The organism is Streptomyces sp. CA-146814, assembly GCF_050942385.1.
In the GTDB taxonomy this organism is placed as follows: domain Bacteria; phylum Actinomycetota; class Actinomycetes; order Streptomycetales; family Streptomycetaceae; genus Streptomyces.
The window spans coordinates 2691170-2714792 of sequence record NZ_CP192068.1 but is presented as its reverse complement, the minus strand read 5'-3'; the positions used below and the strand labels follow the sequence as shown (position 1 = coordinate 2714792).

Annotated in this window: 12 protein-coding genes; 8 read left to right on the top strand and 4 right to left on the bottom strand. The window is 72.6% G+C overall.

The genetic code is table 11. The annotated features are described in order from the left end of the window. The first annotated feature begins 137 nt into the window (after nt 1–137). Nucleotides 138–5120 (top strand): NAD-glutamate dehydrogenase, encoded by a 4983-nt coding sequence (locus ACQP09_RS11965; protein ID WP_433398292.1) that lies wholly within the window; start codon nt 138–140, stop codon nt 5118–5120. 97 nt (nt 5121–5217) lie between these two features. On the opposite strand, the gene ACQP09_RS11960 is transcribed toward ACQP09_RS11965, so the two are convergent. Next, on the bottom strand, nt 5218–6027 hold the full coding sequence (locus ACQP09_RS11960; RefSeq protein WP_433398290.1) for an ABC transporter ATP-binding protein: 810 nt from the start codon (nt 6025–6027) through the stop codon (nt 5218–5220). After that, the gene (locus tag ACQP09_RS11955) at nt 6020–6925 is read right to left on the bottom strand and encodes an ABC transporter permease (RefSeq protein WP_432150589.1); all 906 of its coding nucleotides are present in this window, start codon (nt 6923–6925) and stop codon (nt 6020–6022) included. The genes ACQP09_RS11960 and ACQP09_RS11955 overlap by 8 nt, the downstream gene beginning before the upstream one ends. Nucleotides 6926–7119: 194 nt before the next feature. Here ACQP09_RS11955 and ACQP09_RS11950 point away from each other — a divergent pair, with 194 nt between their 5' ends. After that, the gene (locus tag ACQP09_RS11950; protein ID WP_432150491.1) at nt 7120–7728 is read left to right on the top strand and encodes a TetR/AcrR family transcriptional regulator; all 609 of its coding nucleotides are present in this window, start codon (nt 7120–7122) and stop codon (nt 7726–7728) included. Between the two features lie 110 nt (nt 7729–7838). On the opposite strand, the gene ACQP09_RS11945 is transcribed toward ACQP09_RS11950, so the two are convergent. Together ACQP09_RS11945 and ACQP09_RS11940 are read right to left on the bottom strand one after the other, a co-directional pair. Next, nucleotides 7839–9062 carry a hypothetical protein gene (locus tag ACQP09_RS11945; protein WP_433398288.1) on the bottom strand — a complete coding sequence of 408 codons (1224 nt, stop codon included), beginning with the start codon at nt 9060–9062 and terminating at the stop codon, nt 7839–7841. A gap of 100 nt (nt 9063–9162) precedes the next feature. Then, a complete protein-coding gene (locus ACQP09_RS11940) occupies nt 9163–12771 on the bottom strand; it encodes a bifunctional glycosyltransferase/CDP-glycerol:glycerophosphate glycerophosphotransferase (protein ID WP_433398287.1) in 3609 nt (1202 codons plus the stop codon). A 101-nt stretch (nt 12772–12872) separates the two neighbouring features. Between ACQP09_RS11940 and ACQP09_RS11935 the strand changes: the two genes are divergently transcribed. From ACQP09_RS11935 to ACQP09_RS11910, 6 genes are all read left to right on the top strand, one after another. Further along, a complete protein-coding gene (locus ACQP09_RS11935; protein WP_433398285.1) occupies nt 12873–14069 on the top strand; it encodes a CDP-glycerol glycerophosphotransferase family protein in 1197 nt (398 codons plus the stop codon). A gap of 40 nt (nt 14070–14109) precedes the next feature. After that, the gene (locus ACQP09_RS11930; RefSeq protein ID WP_433398283.1) at nt 14110–14868 is read left to right on the top strand and encodes a methyltransferase domain-containing protein; all 759 of its coding nucleotides are present in this window, start codon (nt 14110–14112) and stop codon (nt 14866–14868) included. An 11-nt stretch (nt 14869–14879) separates the two neighbouring features. Beyond that, nucleotides 14880–15785 (top strand): TylF/MycF/NovP-related O-methyltransferase, encoded by a 906-nt coding sequence (locus ACQP09_RS11925; RefSeq protein ID WP_433398281.1) that lies wholly within the window; start codon nt 14880–14882, stop codon nt 15783–15785. A 217-nt stretch (nt 15786–16002) separates the two neighbouring features. Further along, entirely contained in the window at nt 16003–19620 is a 3618-nt protein-coding gene (locus tag ACQP09_RS11920) for a bifunctional glycosyltransferase/CDP-glycerol:glycerophosphate glycerophosphotransferase (protein WP_433398280.1), read from the top strand. After that, nucleotides 19617–22466, top strand: coding sequence for a CDP-glycerol glycerophosphotransferase family protein (locus ACQP09_RS11915; protein ID WP_433398278.1), 2850 nt, complete (start codon nt 19617–19619; stop codon nt 22464–22466). Before ACQP09_RS11920 ends, ACQP09_RS11915 begins: the two co-directional genes overlap by 4 nt. Continuing rightward, entirely contained in the window at nt 22463–23605 is a 1143-nt protein-coding gene (locus ACQP09_RS11910) for a glycosyltransferase (protein ID WP_433398276.1), read from the top strand. The genes ACQP09_RS11915 and ACQP09_RS11910 overlap by 4 nt, the downstream gene beginning before the upstream one ends. Nucleotides 23606–23623: the final 18 nt, after the last annotated feature.

Below are 23623 nucleotides of genomic sequence, written 5' to 3'. Positions count from 1 at the left end.
GTCAAAAACGGCCCATGCGGTCCCGGGTAACTCTCGAAGCGGCATAGCGTCGACCCAGACCGGAAACCCCGTGTCGTGGCGGTACGTCGTTTTTCTCACCTACGTCACGCAACGGCGCGCGACAGGAGCCAGAGGACATGCAGACCAAGCTGGACGAAGCCAAGGCCGAGCAGCTCGCACGGGCCGCCCAGGTAGCTGACAACAGCCCGGGCGGTGGTGTCGGTGGCCCGGGCGGTACCCCCCGGGTGCGGGTCGCCGCCGCCGGGGCCGACGAGGACGCCCGTCCGGGGCAGGACGCCACGCTCGCCTACCTTCAGCGCTACTACCTGCATACGGCTCCCGAGGACCTCAGCGGCCGGGACCCGGACGACGTCTACGGCGCCGCCGCCTCGCACTACCGGCTGGCCGAGAACCGGCCCCAGGGCACCGCCAACGTCCGGGTGCACACCCCGACCGTCGAGGAGAACGGCTGGACCTGCAGCCACTCCGTCGTCGAGGTCGTCACCGACGACATGCCGTTCCTGGTGGACTCCGTCACCAACGAGCTGTCCCGGCAGGGCCGCGGCATCCACGTCGTGATCCACCCTCAGGTCACCGTCCGCCGTGATGTCACCGGCAAGCTCATCGAGGTCCTCGCCGGCGGCCCCGGCGCCCCGAAGCCCGGCGTGAAGGCCGAACTGCCGCACGACGCGCTCGTCGAGTCCTGGATCCACGTCGAGATCGACCGCGAGACCGACCGCGCCGACCTCCAGCAGATCACCGCCGACCTGCGCCGCGTCCTGTCCGACGTACGGGAGACCGTCGAGGACTGGGGGAAGATGCGCGACGCCGCCCTCCGGATCGCCGACGACCTGCCCGGCGAACCGCTCGACGATCTGGCCGACGAGGAGGTCGAGGAGGCCCGCGAGCTGCTGCGCTGGCTGGCCGCCGACCACTTCACCTTCCTCGGCTACCGCGAGTACGAGCTCAAGGACAGCGACGCGCTCGCCGCCGTACCCGGCACCGGCCTCGGCATCCTCCGCTCCGACCCGCAGCACAGCGAGAGCGAGGACCACCCGGTCAGCCCGTCCTTCGACCGGCTGCCCGCCGACGCCCGCGCCAAGGCCCGCGAGCACAAGCTCCTCGTCCTGACCAAGGCCAACAGCCGCGCCACCGTGCACCGCCCCAGCTACCTCGACTACGTCGGCGTGAAGAAGTTCGACGCCAAGGGCAACGTCGTCGGCGAGCGCCGCTTCCTCGGCCTCTTCTCCTCCGCCGCCTACACCGAGTCCGTGCGCCGGGTGCCCGTCATCCGCCGCAAGGTCGCCGAAGTGGTGGAGGGCGCCGGATTCTCGTACAACAGCCATGACGGCCGCGACCTGCTCCAGATCCTGGAGACCTACCCGCGCGACGAGCTGTTCCAGACCCCCGTCGACCAGCTCCGCGCCGTCGTCACCTCCGTCCTCTACCTCCAGGAGCGCCGCCGGCTCCGGCTCTACCTGCGCCAGGACGAGTACGGGCGCTACTACTCCGCGATCGTCTACCTCCCGCGCGACCGGTACACCACCGGCGTACGCCTGCGGCTGATCGACATCCTCAAGGAGGAGCTCGGCGGCACCAGCGTCGACTTCACCGCCTGGAACACCGAGTCGATCCTCTCCCGGCTGCACTTCGTCATCCGGGTCCCGCCGGGCACCGAGCTGCCGCACCTCACCGACGCCGACGCCGACCGCATCGAGGCCCGCCTGGTCGAGGCCGCCCGCTCCTGGGCCGACGGCTTCGGAGAGGCGCTCAACGCCGAGCTGGGCGAGGAGCGCGCCGCCGAACTCAGCCGCCAGTACGGCCACTCCTTCCCCGAGGGCTACAAGGCCGACCACTCGCCGCGCGCCGCCGTGGCCGACCTGGTCCACCTGGAGACCCTCAAGGAGGGCGAGAAGGACTTCGCGCTCAGCCTGTACGAGCCGGTCGGCGCGGGCCCCGGCGAACGCCGCTTCAAGATCTACCGGACCGGCGAGCAGGTCTCCCTCTCCGCCGTCCTCCCGGCGCTCCAGCAGCTCGGTGTCGAGGTCGTCGACGAGCGTCCGTACGAGCTGCGCTGCGCGGACCGCACCCACGCCTGGATCTACGACTTCGGGCTGCGGATGCCGCAGGCCGACGGGCACACCGGCCACCTCGCCGACGACGCCCGCGCCCGTTTCCAGGAGGCGTTCGCCGCCGTCTGGAAGGGCGAGGCGGAGAACGACGGCTTCAACGCGCTGGTGCTGGGCGCCGGGCTGAACTGGCGCCAGGCCATGGTGCTGCGCACTTACGCGAAGTACCTGCGGCAGGCCGGTTCGACGTTCAGCCAGGACTACATGGAGTCCACGCTCCGCAACAACGTCCACACCACCCGGCTGCTCGTCTCGCTCTTCGAGGCCCGGATGTCGCCCGGCCGCCAGAGCGCGGGTCTGGAGCTGACCGACGGGCTCCTGGAGGAGCTGGACGGAGCGCTCGACCAGGTCGCCTCGCTCGACGAGGACCGGATCCTGCGGTCCTTCCTCACCGTCATCAAGGCGACCCTGCGCACCAATTTCTTCCAGAACGCGGACGACGGCACCCCGCACAGTTACGTCTCGATGAAGTTCGACCCGCAGGCCATCCCGGACCTGCCCGCGCCCCGCCCGGCGTACGAGATCTGGGTCTACTCGCCGCGTGTGGAGGGCGTCCACCTGCGCTTCGGCAAGGTCGCCCGCGGCGGGCTGCGCTGGTCGGACCGGCGCGAGGACTTCCGTACGGAGGTCCTCGGCCTGGTCAAGGCACAGATGGTGAAGAACACCGTCATCGTGCCCGTCGGCGCCAAGGGCGGCTTCGTCGCCAAGCAGCTCCCGGACCCGTCCGTGGACCGCGACGCCTGGTTCGCCGAAGGCATCGCCGCCTACCGCACCTTCATCTCGGCGCTCCTGGACATCACCGACAACATGGTGGCCGGCGAGGTCGTGCCGCCCGCCGACGTCGTCCGCCACGACGAGGACGACACCTACCTCGTCGTCGCCGCCGACAAGGGCACCGCGAGCTTCTCCGACATCGCCAACGAGGTCGCCGTCGCGTACGGCTTCTGGCTCGGCGACGCGTTCGCCTCCGGCGGTTCGGCCGGGTACGACCACAAGGGCATGGGCATCACCGCGCGCGGCGCCTGGGAGTCCGTCAAGCGGCACTTCCGCGAGCTGGGCCACGACACCCAGACCGAGGACTTCACCGTCGTCGGCGTCGGCGACATGTCCGGTGACGTGTTCGGCAACGGCATGCTGCTCTCCGAGCACATCCGCCTGGTCGCCGCCTTCGACCACCGGCACATCTTCATCGACCCGGCCCCGGACGCGGCCACCTCGTACGCCGAGCGCCGCCGCCTCTTCGACCTGCCGCGCAGCTCCTGGGCCGACTACGACACCGGCCTGCTCTCCGCGGGCGGCGGCATCCACCCGCGCAGCGCCAAGTCGATCCCGCTGAACAACCACATCCGTGAGGCGCTCGGCATCGACGCGTCGGTGAGCAAGATGACGCCCGCCGACCTGATGCAGACCATCCTCAAGGCCCCCGTCGACCTGGTGTGGAACGGCGGCATCGGCACGTACATCAAGGCCGTCTCCGAGTCGAACGCCGACGTCGGCGACAAGGCCAACGACGCGATCCGCGTCAACGGCGAGGACCTGCGGGCCAAGGTCGTCGGCGAGGGCGGCAACCTCGGCGCCACTCAGCTCGGCCGCATCGAGTTCGCCCGCAGCGGCGGCCGGATCAACACCGACGCGATCGACAACAGCGCCGGTGTGGACACCTCCGACCACGAGGTGAACATCAAGATCCTGCTCAACGGACTCGTCCGGGACGGCGACATGACCGTCAAGCAGCGCAACAAGCTGCTCGCGGACATGACCGACGAGGTCGGCGCGCTCGTCCTGCGCAACAACTACGCGCAGAACGTCGCCCTCTCCAACGCCTCCGCCCAGGCCCCCTCCCTGCTCCACGCCCAGCAGCGCTTCATGCGGCGCCTGGAGCGGGACGGCGCGCTGGACCGGGCGCTGGAGTTCCTGCCCGCCGACCGGCAGATCCGTGAGCTGCTCAGCAACGAGACGGGGCTCAGCCAGCCCGAGCTGGCGGTGCTGATCGCCTACACCAAGATCACGACGGCGGATGAGCTGATCTCGACTGTCCTGCCCGATGACCCGCACCTCCAGAAGCTGGTGCACGCCTACTTCCCGAGCGAGCTGCGCCAGCGGTTCCCGGAGGCGGTCGACGGGCACGCGCTGCGGCGCGAGATCATCACGACGGTGTTGGTCAACGACACGGTGAACACCGCGGGGTCGACCTTCCTGCACCGGCTGCGGGAGGAGACCGGGGCGTCGATCGAGGAGATCGTGCGGGCCCAGTTCACGGCCCGCGAGATCTTCGGGCTCTCCTCGGTGTGGGACGCGGTCGAGGCGCTCGACAACCAGGTCGCGGCCGATGTCCAGACCCGGATCCGGCTGCACTCGCGGCGGCTGGTGGAGCGCGGTTCGCGCTGGCTGCTGGGCAACCGGCCGCAGCCCGTCGCCATCGCGGAGACCATCGCGATGTTCCGGGACGGCGTCGAGCAGGTCTGGAACGAGCTGCCGAAGCTGATGCGCGGTGCCGACCTGGACTGGTACCACTCGATCCTGGACGAGCTGACCGCCGCGGGTGTTCCGAGCGAGCTGGCGGGCCGGGTCGCCGGGTTCTCCTCCGCCTTCCCGGCGCTGGACATCGTCGCCATCGCGGACCGGACGGGCAAGGACCCGCTGGAGGTCGCCGAGGTCTACTACGACCTGGCGGACCGGCTGCGGATCACCCAGCTGATGGACCGGATCATCGAGCTGCCGCGGGCCGACCGCTGGCAGTCCATGGCCCGCGCCTCCATCCGCGAGGACCTGTACGCGGCGCACGCGGCGCTCACGTCGGACGTGCTGAGCGTGGGGAACGGGACGTCCACGCCGGAGGAGCGGTTCCGGGCGTGGGAGGAGAAGAACGCGGCGATCCTTGCCCGGTCGCGGGCGACGCTGGAGGAGATCCAGGGGTCGGACGCGTTCGATCTGGCGAATCTGTCGGTGGCCATGCGGACGATGCGGACGTTGTTGCGTACGCACGCTTAGGCGGTGGCCGTACGGGGGTGAGGGGGCCGGGGCCTGTTGGGGCGCCGGCCCCCTCGGCGTGGGGTTCCGTCCTCAAACGCCGGACGGGCTGAATCCCCTACTTGCGCTTCGTGAACTTTGCGTATTCCGCCACTACTTCCTCCGCCGGGCCGTCCATCCTCAGCGTGCCCGCCTCCAGCCACAGCGCCCGGTCGCACGTCTCGGTGATGGACTTGTTGCTGTGGCTGACCAGGAAGACCGTGCCCGCCTCCGCGCGCAGCTCCTGGATGCGGGCCTTGCTGCGGCTCTGGAACTTCGCGTCGCCCGTGGAGAGCGCCTCGTCGATCAGGAGGACGTCGTGGCTCTTGGCGGCCGCGATGGAGAAGCGGAGCCGGGCGCCCATGCCGGAGGAGTACGTGCGCATCGGCAGCGTGATGAAGTCGCCCTTCTCGTTGATGCCGGAGAAGTCGACGATGTCGTCGTAGCGTTCGCGGATCTGCTCGCGCGTCATGCCCATCGCCAGCCCGCCGAGCACCACGTTGCGCTCGCCGGTCAGGTCGCTCATCAGCGCCGCGTTCACGCCGAGCAGTGACGGCTGGCCCTGCGTGTGGATCTTGCCGTGGGACGGTGGGAGCAGGCCCGCGATGGCCTTGAGCAGGGTCGACTTGCCGGAGCCGTTGGAGCCGATCAGGCCGATCGCCTCGCCCTTGTACGCGGCGAAGCTGACGCCCTTCACGGCGTGCACCTGGCGTGCGCCGGGGGTACGGCGGCGCGAGGTGATCCGGCTGAGCGCCGAGGTCGCGCTGCCCTTGCCCGTACGAGCGCCGTTGACGGTGTACGTGATGTGGACGTCGTCCACGACGACGGTCGGTACCCGGAGGTCGGTCGGTACCCGGAGGTCCCCGGGGGAACCGGTGATGTCAGCCACGTCCGTACGTCTCCTCGGCCTTCCAGAAGTACACGAATCCCGCCGCGCCGCACAGCAGCGCCCAGCCGGCCGCGGCCGCCCACACGTGCGGCGGCAGCTGCGCCGCGCTGTAGCTGTCGATGAGCGCGTACCGCATGAGGTTGATGTAGATCGCCGCCGGGTTGTACTCCAGTACCACCATCACCGCGTGCGGCACCCGCTCGCCCTGGAGCAGGTGGTCCAGGCTCCACATCACGCCGGAGGAGTACATCCAGGTCCGCAGTACGAACGGCATCAGCTGCGCGATGTCCGGGGTCTTCGCCGTCAGCCGGGCCACGGCCATCGACACGCCGGTGTTGAAGACCGCCTGGAGCGCGAGCGCCGGGATCGCCAGCAGCCAGGACGGGCGCGGGAACTGGCCGAACACCAGCAGGATCAGAGTCAGCGCGCCCAGCGAGAACAGCAGCTGCTGCAACTGCTGGAGCGCCAGCGCCACCGGCAGTGACGCGCGCGGGAAGTGCAGGGCCCGCACCAGCCCGATGTTGCCGCTGATCGCCCGCGTCCCCGCGGTGATCGAGCTGCTGGTGAAGGTCCAGATGAAGACCCCGGTCACCAGGAACGGAACGAAGTCCTCCACCCCGCGCTTGGTGTCCAGCAGGACGCCGAAGATGAAGTAGTAGACCGCCGCGTTCAGCAGCGGCGTCGCGATCTGCCAGATCTGGCCGAGCTTCGCCTGGCTGTACTGGGCCGTCAGCTTGGCCGTCGCGAACGCGGCGATGAAGTGCCGCCGGCCCCAGAGCTGCCGGACGTACGCGGGCAGCGAGGGCCGGGCGCCGCTGACCTTCAGGCCGTGCCGGGCGGCGAGGGCGGCCAGCTCACCGGGTGCGTAGGCGGGGACGGCCGGGGCCGGGGAGCTCACCGGAGGTGGCGGGGCTGCTGTCTGGCTCACCACGAACGATCACTTTCGACGGAAAACGGATGGGGATGGCGGGAACGGTACGGTCCCGTAGGGACGCCCTCGTTGGGACGGGACCGTACCGTCGTAACGCCGAGAGTAGGACGCTTGTACGTCGCAACGCAACCGTTCCGTCGTCGCCGACTATCATTCGGGCCATGACCACCGAACGGGGAACCCGCCGCCGCGCCCCCGCAGGCGCCGCCGTCCTGCGCGAGGACGTCACCGACGCCATCCGCGCGGCCGTCTTCGAGGAGCTGGCCGCGGTGGGGTTCGCCCGGATGTCCATCGAGGGCATCGCGCGGCGCGCCGGGGTCGGCAAGACCGCCGTCTACCGCCGCTGGAAGTCCAAGCTCGCGCTCGTCCTCGACCTGGTCGCGGCCGTCGCCGCGCAGGGCATGCCCGCACCGGCCACCGGTTCGCTGTACGGGGACGTGCGCGCGGTCCTCGAACTCGCCGCCTACGCCCTCCGCCACCCGGTCGCCTCGCAGGTCATCCCGGACCTGCTGGTGGAGTCGGCCCGCAATCCGGAGATCTCCGAGGCGATCAAGGGCGCGCTCCTCGACCAGCAGCAGGGCGTGGCGGCCGTGGTGGTGCGGGAGGCGGTGGCGCGGGGCGAGCTGCCGGAAGGGAGCGATCCGGACCGGGCGCTCGACCTGATCGTGGGGCCGCTGTACTGGCGGCTCGTCGTGGTCCGCAGCGAGCTGCCCGACGGGTACCTCGACGACCTGGCCGCCTCGGCGGTCGCGGCGCTGCGCAACGGCTGAGGCGCAGGGAACCTCACCGCTGCGCAACGGCTGAGGCCCAGGGAACCTCACCGCCGCGCAACGGCTGAGGCCCAGGGAACCTCACCGCCGCGCAACGGCGACCCGCAACCTCACCGCTCCGGTACGCGCGCCAGCACCTCGCCCGTACGCGGGCTGTACGCCAGCACCGACGCGTCCGCCGGCAGCTTCTGGAACCGGGTCAGCAGCACCCACCGCACCCCGTACCGCGCGCTGATCCGGTCCCGTTCCTCCTGCCCGGTCGCCGCGTCCAGGTAGGCGGTGACCGCCCGGCTCCGCGCGCGCCGCTCCGCCGCCGGAAGTCCCGCGTCCGGCACCGCCTCGGCCAGGACGAACGCCCCGTGCCCGGCCAGCGCGTACATCGCCGGGACGCTGTCCGTCAGCACCACCTCGCCGGGCGGCACGTGCGCGGTGGCCCAGGTGTACGGCTCGCCGGTCGTCGGCTTCCCGCCGGACTCCGGGCTGCTCGTGGTCCCGGTGGACAAGGGGGGCTGCGCGGCGGTGAGCCCGTTGTAGTACGGCCACACCGCCGCCACGGCCACCGCGCACAGCCCGGCCAGCGCCCACCGCCGCAGCGTCGGCCGGATCCGGGTCCGCTGCTTCACCGCGACGAGCGCCACCACGCCCAGCGCCGCGCCCAGCGCCGTCGGCGGATGGACCAGCAGGACGAGCCCGAGCAGTACGCCGATCCCGGCCGCCTCCGCCCACCGCGGCGTCCTCCCCGGCAGCGTCCCGGAGCTCGCGCGCGGGAGCCGGGTGACCGCGTGGCCGGTCCACGCCCACAGGTGCAGGGTGACCGCGACGGCGAACGTGCTCGGCGCGCTCCACCGGCCGGGATCAGCCCAGTGGATCAGCGCGAGCGGGACCAGCGCGAGGACCGGCACCCAGCGGTTCGGGGTCAGCAGCCGGGCCAGCCGGCCGATCCCGGTCAGCAGCAACGCCAGGTTCACGGCGGCCGACAGCGCCAGCACCGACTGCCCGGAGAGCCCGCTGGCCCGGGCGGTCAGGCCCTGGAGGAGGGCGTACGGCGAGTAGTGCGCGCTGGCCACGGCGGGCAGGTCCGTCATCGGGAACGCCGGATGCAGCAGGCTGGTCCGCAGCCGCTCGACGACGGCCGCGTTGAGCCCGGCCTCGCAGCACATCGGCACGTTCCAGGCGGCCGCCGACAGCACCGCCCACAGCACCCCGCCGAGCAGGACGTACGGCGAGGGCAGCCACCGAGGCGCTACGACGTGTGCGTCGTCCTCGGTCGGCGTCGGAGGAGGAGCAGGGGTAGGAGTGTCGGACGGGGCGGGTGTGGGAGAGGAGAGGGACACACGTCATGGGTTCCGTGCGCGGGGCCGTCCCTCCCGCCCGCCACTCTTCCGGGGGATGTACGAAAAGCTCTACGACAGGCCCTTAAAGTGCGGCGCGTCCTTAGAGTGCGTCAGGCCCTTGAAGAGCGTCCGCCAGCAGCCGGTCCGCCACCCGGCCCGCCGCCCCGCCGTCGTCCAGGTCGCAGTAGTCGCGGCGGAAGCTCTCGTACGCGTCGGCGTGCCGGGCCGCCACCGCCGCGAGGCCGTGCAGCGCCTGCGCCACCTCCTCCGTCGTGACCAGCAGCGGACCGGGCGCCCGGGTCTCGAAGTCCAGGCAGAAGCCGCGCACGGTGTCGCGGTAGTGCTCCAGGTCGTACGTGTGGAAGAGCATCGGGCGGCCCGTCAGCGCGAAGTCGAACATCAGCCCCGCATAGTCCGTGACCAGGACGTCCGCGATCAGGAGCAGCCCGGCCGCGCCCGGATGGCGCGAGACGTCGAGCACGCCGGGCCCGTCCTGGAAACCGCCGGTGACCCGAGGATGCCGGCGCACCAGCACGGTGTGGCCCGGGCCCAGCGAGCGGGCCAGCGCGTGCGGGTCGAGCGCCGGATCCCAGCGGTACGGGCCGGGGGCCGTGCGGTCGGGCGCGTCGCGGGTCGCGGACGGAGCGTGGGCCAGGTGGTCGCGGTAGGTGGGCGCGTACAGCACGACGCGGTGGTCCTCCGGTACGCCGAGCGTGCGCCGGAGCTCTTCGGCGGCCTTGTCCCGGTCGGGGGCGCACAGCACGTCGTTGGCCGGCGACCCGGCTTCCAGGACCTCACCCGCGTACGCCAGTGAGCTGCGCAGCAACGGGGTGGCGAAGCGGCTCGGTGAGACCAGTACCGACCATTGGGCCGAGCGATGCGCCAAGGTGGCGAGATGCTGGTGGTCGGCGTAGAGGGTCTCCGCCAGGCCGGTACCGAAGCGGCCGAGCGGGGTGCCGTGCCAGGTTTGGACGACGGTCTGGCCGGGCCGCCGCTCGAACCACACCGGCAGCTGCTCGTCCGTGACGATCCGCCGGGAGCGGGCCAGCGCCTCGTACCAGGCGGCGCTGTGCACCGGGACGGCCCGCGCGCCGGGCGGCACATGGGTCGCGCGGCCGGGAGCGATACCGGTGACCCACAGGTGCTCGACCTCCGTACCCCGGCGCACGAGCTCGGCGTGCACAGCGCGCGGCGAGTCGCCACCGGCGTAGAGGACGGTGTCCAGGAGCGGGAGGGGCGGGAGGAGCGGGAGGGGCGTGGTGGTGCGCCGCGCGGGGTGGTGCGCGTCGCGCAGGAGCCGTCTGCTGTACGCGCTCCGCTCGGCGACCGGGAGCGCCCCTCCCGCCACCACGGTCAGCCGGTCGCCGTTCCGCCGCTCCAGAGCGAGGGCGGAGTCACCGCAGGGGAGGTGTCCGGCGAGGGAGGTGAGGACGCGGACGGGGTGGCCGTCCAGGTGGAGGGTCCAGCGGCCTTCGGGAAGCGGCGGGGCGATCCGCGCGGAGAACCGGCCGGCCGCACGGTCCACGGTGACGTCGGTGACCGGCACGGACTCGTGCAGCGTCTCGTGCCGGAGGACGAGCCGGGCGCCCGCACCGGACGCAGGGCCGGCGCCCAAGGCTGCGGAGGCCTTCAGCGCGTACGCCCCCGAGACCGTGGAGGCCTTCGGCTCGTACGTCCCCGAGACCGTGGAGGCCTTCGGCGCGTACGCCCCCGAGACCGTGGAGGCCTTCGGCGCGTACGCCCCCGAGACCCGCAGCGCCCCGTCCCCCACCCGCTCCACCTCATCCGCCACCGGCAGCCCGCCCAGCTCCACCACCAGCTCTCCCGCCGCGTCCGCGCACGCCGGCGGCGGCAGGTCCGGGGCGGCGGGCAGCGGGGTGCAGGTCCCGTCGGCCAGCAGCAGGCGGGCCCGCCAGCGCGCGCCGGCAGGCTCGACCTCGCGCGGGGCCCGGTGCGGGACGGGCGGCACGGCGGCGAGATCGTCGAGCGGGACCGACACCGCGAACCCGCCGTCGTCCCCGTACTCCACCGGGCACGAGCGCTCCTCGGCTCCCTCACGCGTCAGCAGCACCGCCGCAGGCCGCGCGGCCCCGCCGAAGAGCCGCCCCCTCAACTCCAGCCGCTCCCCGTCGTCACCGACCTCGCGACCGCCACCGTGCGCCTCCACCAGGGCCGGAAGCCGCGACACGGTCAGCCGCAGCCGCCCGCCCCGGTGGTCCAGCACCGCCCGCCGCCCGTCGCCCAGGTCGTGCACCAGCGGCTGGGCCGCACCCGCGTCCGCCGCGCGCACCGCGACCCGCCGTACGGTCCCGTGCGCCGCGACGACCACCCCGACCAGCCAGCCGCCGCCACCCGCACCCGTCGCGGACAGCCGGTCCGGATCGAGGACCATCTCGAAGCCCGCGTGGTCGTAACCGTGCAGCTCCTGACCGGAGTTCACCGTCGCCTCGGGCGCACTCACCGGCCGCACCGGCACGATCCGCACCCGCCGCCCCCGCTCCGCCCGGACCATCCCCACCGTCAGCTGCTGCCGCGCCGAGTCGGCCGGCAGGTTGCGCAGATAGGCGTACCCGCGCAGCCGGAGCTTTCCGTCCGCGCCCCACCGCGCCTCCACGAGCCGTGCGACCGCCGGTACGTCGGTGCGTGCGAGCCGGGCGCTCGCGCCGTGCACGCCGGGGTATACCGCCCGCCGCCGCCCCGGCAACCCCTCCACCGCGAACGTCCCGACCCCGTTGGCCCGTTCGAAGGCCAGGACCGCCAGCAGCGCGCCCAACCGCCGCTCCCGCACCAGCCGCCACTTGATGCGCAACTCCACCGGCAGCCCCTCCAGCACCCCGTCCCCGGCCCGGTCCACGAACGCCCCGGCCCCCTCCAGGAACGCCGACCGGTACGCCTCGCCGCCCATCGGCAGCCCGTCCAGGAAGTACCCGAAGTCGTCGCGCAGACAGGACGCGTCGTACGCCCGCCGCTGCGCCGCGCCTCCGTGCTCGCCCAGGAACGCGCTGACCTGCTCGCACGCGTCGATCCGGTCCCGTACGCCGGTGACATCCGTACGCCGCCGGGTGATCGAACCCTCCCGCACCCGCCAGTAGTAGACGTGCTCGTGCAGAACGTCGACGGTCCCGGCGAGGTGGTGCGCCGGAATCATCACCGGCGTGTCCTCGTACAGCTTCCCCTCGGGGAACGCGAAGGCGTGCCGGTCCCAGAAGGAGCGCCGGAACACCTTGTTCCACGCCACCCGGTCGGCCAGCAGACGCGGATCCCGGGTGATGTGGGTGCGGGGCCGGGTGGCGGTCAGCCAGCGGTACTGCCACGCCTGCTGCCGCCCCTGACCGGTCAGCCGCCACACGTTGCCGGTCACCAGATCGGAGCCGGTCGACTCCAGCGAGGCCACCATCCGCTCGTACGCGTCGTGGACGACGACATCGTCGCTGTCCGCGAACGCCAGGTACGGCACGGCCGGAGTGGTGTGCCGGACCCCGGTGTTGCGGGCCGCGCTCAGGCCGGCGTTCGGCTGCCGGACCAGCCGGAAGCGGCCGTCCCGGGCGGCGAAGTCCTCGGCGATCGCCGCGCTGCCGTCCGTCGAGCCGTCGTCGACCATCACCACCTCGATCGCGCCGAGGCTCTGTTCCGCCACCGAGCGCAGGCAGTCCTCCAGATAGTCCTCGACGTTGTGGACCGGGACGACGACGCTGAGGAGTGGCTTCATGCTCTGGTCAACAGAGGGCGGCCCCCGGGGTCACCGGCGCTGACCCGAACGGGTGAACGCGGAGTGCCCGTCGCCGGCCTCCGGGATTACGCTCGGCTGCCATGCCCTCCAGAGCCTCCGCCGCGTCCGTGAAGCGGTTCGTCCGCCGGCAGGCCATGCGGGCCGCCTACCGCACCGACCTCCGCCGCCCGCTCGACCCGAACCTCGCCGTCTACGGCGCCTATTGGAACCGTGGCGTCGCCTGCAACCCGGCCGCCATTTACGCCAAGGCCCGCCAACTCGCCCCGCACATCAAGGGCGTGTGGGCCGTCTCGTCCCGGCACCGCGACCGGATGCCGCCAGGCGTGCCGTACGTCATCGAGGGCTCGCGGCCCTACTGGCGGGCCATGGCCACCGCCACGTACCTGGTCAACAACTCCAGCTTCCCCGGCGGCTTCACCAAGCGTCCCGGCCAGCACTACCTCCAGACCCACCACGGCACCCCGCTCAAGACGATGGGCCTGGACCAGCGCGCCTACCCCGACCTGGCACGGAAGACGGACTTCGCCAAGATCCTTGCCCACGTGGGCCAGTGGGACGCCAGCCTCTCCGCCAACCCGCACAGCACCGAGGTCTGGGACCGCGTCTACCCGGGCTCGTACCAGCGGCTCGACCTCGGCTACCCCCGTAACGACGTCTACTTCACCGCCACCGCCGACGACATCGCGAAGATCCGCGCCGAACTCGGCATCCGCACCGGCCAGACCGCCCTCCTCTACGCCCCGACCCACCGCGACTACCGCGAGGGCTTCGTCCCCGATCTCGACCCCGAGCACCTCGCCCGCGAACTCGGTCCGGAGTACGTGGTGTTGATGCGCGCCCACTACTTCTACGGACGGTCCGCCGGAATCGGCGGCGCGTCGGACGGCCGCGTCCTCGACGTCACCGCGCATCCCCGCGTCGAAGAACTCTGCCTGGCCGCCGACGCGTTGATCACCGACTACTCCTCCCTGACCTTCGACTACGCCTGCCTGGACCGCCCGATCGTCGTCCACGCCCCCGACTGGGACGCCTACCGAACGGCCCGGGGTACGTACTTCGACCTGCTCTCCGGCCGGCCCGGCGACACCCCCGGCACCGTCACCACCACCCCGGAGGAGCTGGCCGAGGCGTTCCGGACCGGCGCGTGGCGCTCGGCCGCGTCGGCCGCGCTGCGCACCGCGTTCCGGGAGCGGTTCTGCCCGTACGACGACGGGCACGCGGCGGAACGGGTCGTACGGCGGTTCTTCGGCGTCCCCTTTGCCCCGCCCAGTCGTTGATTCCGACAGCTCACGCACACCGCCAGGTTGGGAGACGTCCATGCACCGGTCCGCCTACGAGCAGATGGAACTCTGCGTCCAGGAGTATCTGCCGGTCGAAGGGCCCGCGTCCGGCAACGGCACGTACCGGGTCGTCGACCTCGGCTCCCGTATCTCCGGCAAGCAGACCCGCACCCACCGGGCGCTCCTCGCCGCCCACCCCGTCGACTACTTCGGCGTCGACGTGCAGGACGGGCCCAACGTGGACGCGGTGATGAAGAAGCCGTACCGCATCCCCGCCCGCTCCAACAGCGCCGATGTCGTGCTCTCCGGGCAGGCGTTCGAGCACATTCCGTTCTTCTGGGCCTCCATGCTGGAGATCGCCCGGGTCCTGAAGCCCGGCGGCCACGCCTTCATCACCGCACCCTCGCGCGGTCATGTCCACGATGCCCAGGACTGCTGGCGCTACTACCCGGACGGGTTCCGCGCGCTGGCCGGCCACTCGCGGCTCGAACTCCGCGAGGCCTACACGGACTTCCCGCCGCAGAAGGGCATCTGGCACGACTACCGGGCCATCGACAAGAAGGCCGCCTACTGGGGCGACTCGGTCGGTGTCTTCCGCAAGCCGCAGCGCTATCCCCGGCTGACGATGTTCGCCGTACGGGAGGTGGCGGTCTGGTGGGCCAACCGGGTCGGCGGCGTCGACGCCGTCCCGCTGCCCGCGCCGCTGGACGGCCGCGAGCAGTGCGGGCGCCCGAAGACCGTTCCCGTACAGGCGCCCTCACTCGAACAGGAATCGGCCCGATCAATGACAGGTTGACGAAAAGTGACATGCGCCACAAAGCGCGCGTACTGTCCCGGTCCATGGCTTGGCGCAACGCCGTCAACGGCGTCCTTCAGCAGCTCACCGGCTACCAGCTCAGGCGCGTGACGGTGCCCGCCGCCCGCACGGCCCCGGCCGAATCCCTCGCGGCCTCGACCCCTGCCCCCGCTCCCGCCCCTGTGGCGGCGCCGGCCCCGAAGCCCGCCGCGAAGAAGCCCACCGCGAAGAAGGCCGCCCCCGCCTTCCCGGAGGACTACGACGACGAGGCCAGGGACATCATCCGGGCGGTCAAGCCGTACTCGATGACCTCGCCGGAGCGGCTCAACGCCTTCATCCTCGCCACCCGGTACATCGCCCGGCACGACATCCCGGGCGCCGTCGTCGAGTGCGGCGTCTGGCGCGGCGGTTCCATGCAGGCCTGCGCCAAGACCCTGCTCTCCGTCGGCGAGACCGAGCGCGACCTGTACCTCTTCGACACGTACGAGGGCATGACCCCGCCCACCGCCGAGGACCTGCGGCGCGACGGCCGCCCGGCGCAGGAGCTGCTGGACGCCCAGGGCAAGGACCGGCCGATCTGGGCGGTCGCCTCGCTGGAGGACGTACAGGCCGGGTTCGAGAACGTGCCGTACCCGAAGGAGCGCATCCACTACGTGCAGGGGCGGGTGGAGGACACGGTTCCGGAGCAGGCGCCCGAGCAGATCGCGATCCTGCGGCTCGACACCGACTGGTACGCCTCCACCAAGCACGAGTTGGAGCACCTCTACTCGCGGCTGGTCAGCGGCGGTGTGCTGCTGATCGATGACTACGGCTACTGGCAGGGTTCGCGGCAGGCCGTCGACGAGTTCCTCGACAAGACCGGCGAGCGGCTGTTGCTGCTGCGCATGGACGAGGGCCGGATCGCCGTCAAGCCCTGATCCGCCGGACCTGACCCGAGCCCCGTGCCCTTTCCCGGCGCGGGGCTCGACCGCGTCACGGGCGCGCCCCCGAACGCCTGAACCCGCCGTCGCCGTCACTCGAATGGCTCTCCTCGGGTGACCCGTCCCAGTGGCGCGGGTTGTACACCGTGGCCCCCTCATACCTCTTGATGGTCATCTCCCCGATGTCGTCCGCCCGGAAGGATCGTGCGCTGCGATGGCACCCCGTCTCACCGTCGTCGTCCCCCTCTACAACGTCGAGGAGTACCTCGGTGCCTGCTTGACCTCGCTCGCCGAACAGACCATGGCGGACCTGGAGGTCGTCCTCGTCGACGACGGCTCCACGGACAACGGGCCTGCTCTGGCTCAGGAGTTCGCGGATCGCGACCCGCGCTTCCGGCTGATCCGGCAGGAGAACGCCGGCCTCGGCGCGGCCCGTAACGCCGGGGTCCGCGAGGCCGATCCGGAGGCCGAGTTCCTCACGTTCGTCGACAGCGACGACGTCGTCCCGCCGGGCGCGTACGCACGGATGCTCGGCGAACTCGACGACTCAGGCTCCGACTTCGCCACCGGCAACGTGTTGCGGCTGCGTGCGAACGGTGCGCTCGAACAGTCGCCGATGTTCCGCAAGCCGATGGAGAAGGCCCGCCGGGCCACCCATGTCACCCGGGACTGGATCCTGTTGGGCGACCGCATCGCCTGCAACAAGGTGTTCCGCCGCACCTTCTGGGACGAGCACGCCTTCGCCTTCCCGACGGGTGTGCTGTACGAGGACATCGCCGTCGTCCTGCCCGCGCACTTCCTGGCCCGCTCGGTCGACGTCGTCGAGGCGCCCGTCTACCACTGGCGCGACCGGGACGGCTCGATCACCACCCGCCGGGCCGTCCCGAAGGGCATCCGCGACCGGGTCACCGCCGTCACCACCGTCAGCACCTTCCTCGCCGGCCGGGACGGCATGGCCGAGGCCAAGCGGCGCTACGACGCGCACGCGCTCTCCGGCGACCTGTGGCTGTTCATCGAGGCGCTGCCGGACGGCGACGAGGAGTTCCACACCGCCTTCCTCGACCACGCGGGTGCCTTCGCCGCCACCGTCGATCCCGAGGTCTTCGCCGGTCTGCCGCTGGACCTGCGGGTCAAGTGGCAGCTCATCCGGGAGCGCCGGACCGCCGAACTCCTCGCGCTGCTCGGCGAGGAGAAGAACGACCGGGACACCTTCCACGTACGCGGCCTCCTCCGCCCCCGCGCCCACCACCCCGCCGTCCGCGACCCGCTGCCCTCCGCCACCACCGCGCTCACCTCCGCCGACCTCCCCGTCCACGCCCACCTCACCGAGGCGGTGTGGCGGGACGGGCTGCTGCGGCTGACCGGGTACGCGTACGTACGGAACGCGCCGGGCGGGGCGCCGCGCCTCGGCTGGCTGCGGTCCGGGAAGCGGCTGATCCCGCTGCGGCTGCGGCCGGCCGCCGGTGACGAGGCCACCGCCCGCTCCGGACGCTCGCTGCACCGCTACACGCGCGCCGGGTTCACGGCGGTCGTCGACCCGCGCGCGATCGCTACCAAGGCCAAGGCCAAGGCCGGTCGTACGACGTGGAAGCTGGAGGCCGCTCTGTTCGGCGCGGGCCGCCTCCGCCGGGGCCCGATGCGGCTCACCGGCACCCCGGCCCCGCCCGCCGTCCTGTACACCGACGAGCGGACCCGGGTCGTCCCCGTCCTCGCCGGCAACAAGCTGGAGCTCCGCACCGAACGGGTCGCGGCCGTCCTGACCGGCCACTCGGCCGCCGACGACTCCCTCCACCTGGACGTGAAGGTCCTCGACGACGACGGGCCCGTCGCGCTGCGGCTGACCGAGTGGCGCACCAAGGAGACCCAGGAGTTCGCTCTGCGCGGCTCGCTCGGGTCCCGGTCCGCCGATATTCCGCTCAGCGCCTTCCGGGGCGGCGACGACATCTGGGGCGTACAACTGGTCGGCGGCAAAGGCCGGTTGACGGTGGCCGCCCGGACCGACGCCGAAAGCGGCCGTCATCCGCTCCCGGACGGCCGCTATCCGCTCCCGGACGGCCGCTATCCGCTCCCGGGCGGACGCGAGCTGTACGTGGCGCCCAACCCGTCCGGCGACCTCGTCCTCACCGACCGGGCCGTGCAGCCCCTCGTCACCTCCGTGCAGTGGTCCGAGGGCGGTGAGCTGGTCCTCGAAGGAGCCTTCCCGGAGCCGTCCGGCACCATCGATGAGCTGGTCCTGCGGCACAGCGGTCACCACGAAGAGGCCGTGTGTGAGGTGGGGTTGGAGGCGGATGGCTCCTTCCGGGCCGTCATCCGTCCCGCCGCCGTCGACGGGCCCGCCGGGCCGCTGCCGCTCGCCGAAGGGCGCTGGTACCTCTTCCTCCGCGAGCCGGGCGAGCGCGACCCCGACGCGTACCGTCCGCTTCGCCTGACCACCGCGCTCCACGCCACGCTGCCCCGCCAACGGGCTTCACCTGGAAGGCCTTTCACCCTCCAGCGGCGCTACCACGACCGACTCGTCCTGGAGTCCGGCAGCGCTCTGCCGACCGCCGAGCAAGGTTCGTACGGGCAGCGGATCCAGCGCGAGCGGTACGCCGGACTGCGCACCGCCGACCGGGCCCACCTGCGCCCGGCCGTCCTCTACTCCAGCTTCGACGGCCGCCAGTTCTCCGACTCGCCCCGCGCCGTCCACCGCGAACTGGCCTCCCGCGCACCGGACATCGAGCACCTCTGGACCGTCCGCGACCAGCAGACAGCCGTGCCCGAAGGCGTCCGCGCCATCGCGCTGCACAGCGCCGAGTGGTACGAGGCGCTCGCCCGGAGCCGCTGGATCGTCACCAACACCCACCTGCCCCAGTGGTTCGAGCGGGCCGAGGGCCAGTGCGTCGTCCAGACCTGGCACGGCACGCCGCTCAAGCGCATCGGCCGCGACCTCGCCGGCACCCCGCACGCGGACGCCGCCTACATGGCCTCCATGGAACGCCGGTCCGCCCAGTGGAGCGTGCTCGTCTCACCGAACAGCTTCTCCACGCCCGTCCTGCGCCGCGCCTTCGGCTACCGGGGCGAGGTGCTGGAGTGCGGCTACCCGCGCAACGACCTGCTGTACGCGCCCGACCGGGCGAAGGTCGCCACCGCCGTACGGGAGCGGCTCGCGATCCCCGAGGGCCGACGGGTCGTCCTGTACGCGCCGACCTGGCGCGAGGACCGGCCGCGACGGGCCGGGCGGTACGACCCGGGCCACCAACTCGACCTGGACCAGGCCCGCGAGGCGCTCGACGGTGACCATGTCCTCCTGGTCCGCCGCCACTACCTCGTCGGCGGCAGCGTCCCGGACACCGACACCGTCCGGGACGTCTCGCGCCACCCGGATGTCGCCGAACTCCTGCTGATCAGCGATGTGCTGGTCACCGACTACTCCTCGATCATGTTCGACTTCGCGCAGACCGGCCGCCCGATGCTCTTCCACACCTACGACCTGGCCCACTACCGCGACACCCTGCGCGGCTTCTGCTTCGACTTCGAGCGCCGGGCCCCCGGGCCCCTGATCCCCGACTCCGCCGGCATCGTCGCCGCCCTGCGCGACCCGGAGGCCGCCGTCGCCGGGCACCGGGAGGCGTACGAGCGGTTCCGGGAGGCGTTCTGCGATCTCGACGACGGGAGCGCGGCCGCTCAGGTCGTCGACCGGATGCTCAAGGACGGCTACGGGAACGAGGACGGCTCCCGGACCGAGACCGGCTCAGGGACCGAGACCGGCTCCGGGACCGAGACCGGCTCCGGGACCGGCAACGGCTCCGGGACCGAAAACGGCTCCAGGACCGAGGAGGCGCGGGCATGACCGACTTCAGCTGTGTGATCACCGCAGGCGGGGACGGCGAGGCCGCCGGAGACGCAGCCGACGCCCTGCGCGCCTCCGTCGACTCCGTCCTCGGCCAGTCGCTGCGCGCCGCCGAGGCCCTCGTCGTCCTCGCCTCCACCGCCGACGCGCCCACCCGCACCGCCGCCCGCGCGCTGGCCGACCGCGCCCCCGACCGGGTCCGCCTGATCCACGCCGACCCGGCCGTCCGCACCACCGGCGCCCTGCGCAACGCGGGCCTGGACGCGGCGACCGGCCGGTACGTGCTGGTCCTCACGCCCGGCGAACGCCTCCACCGCCACGGCTGCCGCAACCTCTGGCAGGCGGGCGAACGCAGCCGCGCCGACCTGGTGGCCGGGCGGTGGAGCCGGACCGTGGGGGAGGGCGGCAAGGAGCAGGAGCCGCCGTGGCAGGACGAGCTGTACGCCCGCTCCCGTACCGTCGCCCGGTTCGACGAGGCCTCCCAACTCGTCGTCCGGGACGCCCTGGTGACCGGCTTCTGTCTGCGCCGGGAGGCGGCCCGGCGCCACGGGCTGCGGTACGAGGAGGACCTGGCGCACGGCGAGATCCTGTTCGGCCCGCTCGCCGCGGTGGCCGTCGGCCGGATCGCGCTGGTCCGGCGGCTCATCGTGACCGGCCGGGCCGTACCCGACCGGCCCCGCGACCTCACCGCCCTGGTCGCCGCCCACCGCCGGGTCGCCTCCACCCTGGACGCCCTCGGGCTGCCCGCACTGAGCGAGGAGCGCGAGCGGGCCTTCGTACGCGACCATCTGGTGCCGCTGGCCCGCTCCTTCCCGCGCCTGCCCGCCGCCCGCCGGACCCGGACCGCCGCCACGGCCGCCCGCGTCCTGACCGTCCCCGTACCGCAGGAACTGCCGGCGCTGGAGCGCGTCGCGGTCACGCTGCTCGCGCGCGGCGACGCGGAGGGCGTGGTGGCGGCGGCGTACGCGCTGAGCCGGCCCGCCACCGTCTGCGCACCGGTCACCACCGGTGAGGACGGGCGGGTGGAGTGGGACGAGCACTGTCCGGTCGACGTCACCGAACTCGGCCACCAGTACCGGGTGTTCGGCGAGGCCCGGCTGATGAACCGGCTCACCCGCTGCACCGCCGGGCAGGGCCGGCTGCTGCTGGAGGGCCGCCTCGTGCTGCCGCCGCACACCGCACCCGACGGCCCGTTCACCGCCACGCTGGAGTTCCGGGCACGCGGAGGGGCGCGCGCCGTCGCGTTTCCGGTGGCGGACGTCCGCCGCGACGGGAACGGAATCACGTGGGGGGCGTGCGCGGATGTCACCCGCCTCCTGCGCCCCGTCGGCGTCCGCGACACCGCCTGGGACGCGCGGCTGATCGTGGAGGCGGGAGGAGTGCGGTCCGTCAGCGATCTCTTCGGGCCGCAGGACCTGGTGGAAGGGCCGGTCCGGTTCGCCGCCCGGCCCCGGCTCGGGCCGCTCGCCGGAGACACCTGGGAGCCCTACATCACCCTCAAGGACCACCTGGCCCTCCGCCTCACCGCCCGCCGCCGCCCGGCCCGCGCCACCCGCCGCCTGGTCCGGTACGCCACCCACTTCCGCCCGGCCCGCAAGGCCAAGCTCCTCCTCCGCGCCCTGCGCAAGCGCGCCGACCGCTACCGCTCCCGGCCCTTCAAGGCGGCCGCCTACAACACCTGGCTCACCCGGCTCCCCGTGCGCAAGGGCTCCGTCGTCTTCGAGAGCCACATGGGCCGCTGCTACGGCGACAGCCCGCGCGCCCTCCACGAGGAGATCCGCCGCCAGGGCCTGAAGCTCCACGCCACCTGGTCCTACGACACCTCACCGGCCGGCTTCCCGGCCGACGCCCGCCTCGTACGCCGCTGGTCCTGGCGCTACCTCTGGGCGCTGGCCCGCGCCGAGTACTGGGTCGACAACCAGGGCTTCCCGCAACACCTCCGCAAGCCCGCCCGCACCACCTACCTCCAGACCTGGCACGGCTCCGCGTACAAGAGGATGGGCTTCGACGAGACCCGCGTACGGCTGCAGAACGCCCCCCAGCGCGAACGCCTCCAGCAGGCCGTCCACCGCTTCGACCACTTCCTCGTCCGCTCCGAGCACGACGTGGCCACCCTCGCCCGCGCCTACCGCCTCCCCGAGGACCGGCTGCTGCGCACCGGCTACCCGCGCAACGACGCGCTGATCGCCGAGCGCGTCCGGGCCGAGACCGAGGGCCGGCTGCCGCGCCCGCCGCTGGCCGGGGCGCTGGGCATCGACGACCACAAGAAGGTGGTCCTGTACGCGCCCACGTTCCGGGGCGGACCGGGAGCGGGCGGTAAGCAGGCCAGGCGCCGACTGCTCCTGGACGTACGGGAGTTCGCGGAGCGGTTCGGGGACACGTACACGCTCCTCGTCCGCGCGCACTACCTGGAGGCCGCCCGGCTCCCGGTCTGCCCGCCCGGCACGGTGATCGACGTCTCGCGCCACCACGACGTCAGCGAGATCCTCGCGCTGGCCGACGTCCTGGTCACCGACTACTCCTCGATCATGTTCGACTTCGCGCTGCTGGACCGGCCCGTCATCCTGTACGCCCCCGACCTCGACGCGTACGCCGCCGAGCGCGGCAGCTACTTCGACCTGCGGGAGAAGGCGCCGGGCCCGGTGACCGCCACGCAGGAGGAACTCTTCGCCGAACTGGCCGAGTTGAAGCTGTCCGACATCCGTTGCGCGCCCCAACGCGCGGCGTTCGCAGCCGAGTTCGGCGGCTACGACCGCGGGGACGCGGCCCGCCGTACCGTCGCCGCCGTGTTCGGCCCGCAGAGCGCCCACCGCACCACCGACCACCAGCAAGGGGCCGGCCGATGAGCCGTGACATCTTCATCGTCTCCAACAGCACCGACGAACTCGGCGGTGTCACCGCCTGGATGCACCAGACCGCCCGCCTCTTCACCGAGCAGGGCCACCGCGTCCACACCATCGGCATCCACGCCTCCGACCGCAAGATGGCCCTGCCCGCCGACTCCGCCCACCCCGTCACCGCCCTCTATCCCGCCCATCCGCCGACCCCCTGGACGCCTCACGGCCTCCGGGACCGCTTCCGCATCCCGACCCGGCGCCGGGAGGCGGCCCGGGTCGTCGAGAAGCGGCGGGCGGTCGCGCGGCTCTCCGAACTCTTCGCCGCCGCCCGGCCCGGCGCGGTCGTCGTGGTCACGCAGGTCTGGGCGATGGAGTGGGTCGGCGAGGCCGACACCAGCGGGGTGCGGACCATCGGGATGAGCCACGAGTCCTACGACTACTCGCGCGCGAGCCACCGCTACCGCTGGATCAGGAACCACTACAAGGACATCGACCACTGGCTCGTCCTCACCGAGGAGGACGCCGACCGGTGGGCGGGCGACGGCATGAACAACGTCGGCTTCCTCCCGAACGCGCTGGCCCGCCTGCCGCACGTCCCCTCCCCGCGCACCGCGAAGACCGTCGCCAGCATCGGCCGCCTCAGCGACCAGAAGGGCATCGACCTCCTGCTCGACACCTGGGCCCTGGTCGCCCCGCAGCGCCCCGACTGGCGGCTGCGCGTGTACGGGACGGGGGAGGACGAGGCCGCGCTGAGGGAGCGGTGCACGGGCCTCGGGCTCGACGGGTCCGTGGAGTGGAAGGGCCGGACCGACGACGTGGAGGCGGCTCTCGCGGAGGCCTCCGTCTTCGTCCAGTCCTCCCGGGGTGAGGGCTTTCCGCTGGCACTCCTGGAGGCGATGGCGAGCGGTGTGCCGTGTGCCGCGTTCGACTGCGCGCCCGGGGTCCGCGAGATCGTCCGGGACGGTGAGGACGGGCTCCTCGCCCCCGCCGGGGACGTTGCCGCCCTGGCCGACCGGCTGCTCCGGCTGACCGGCAACCCGCGGCTGCGCGACGCGCTCGGGAGCCGGGCGCGCAGCGGCGCCCAGCGGTTCTCCGAGCCGGAGGTGGGACGGCGCTGGGAGGAGCTGTTCGCGTTCCTGGAGCGGTGAGCGGTGAGCGGGGCCGGG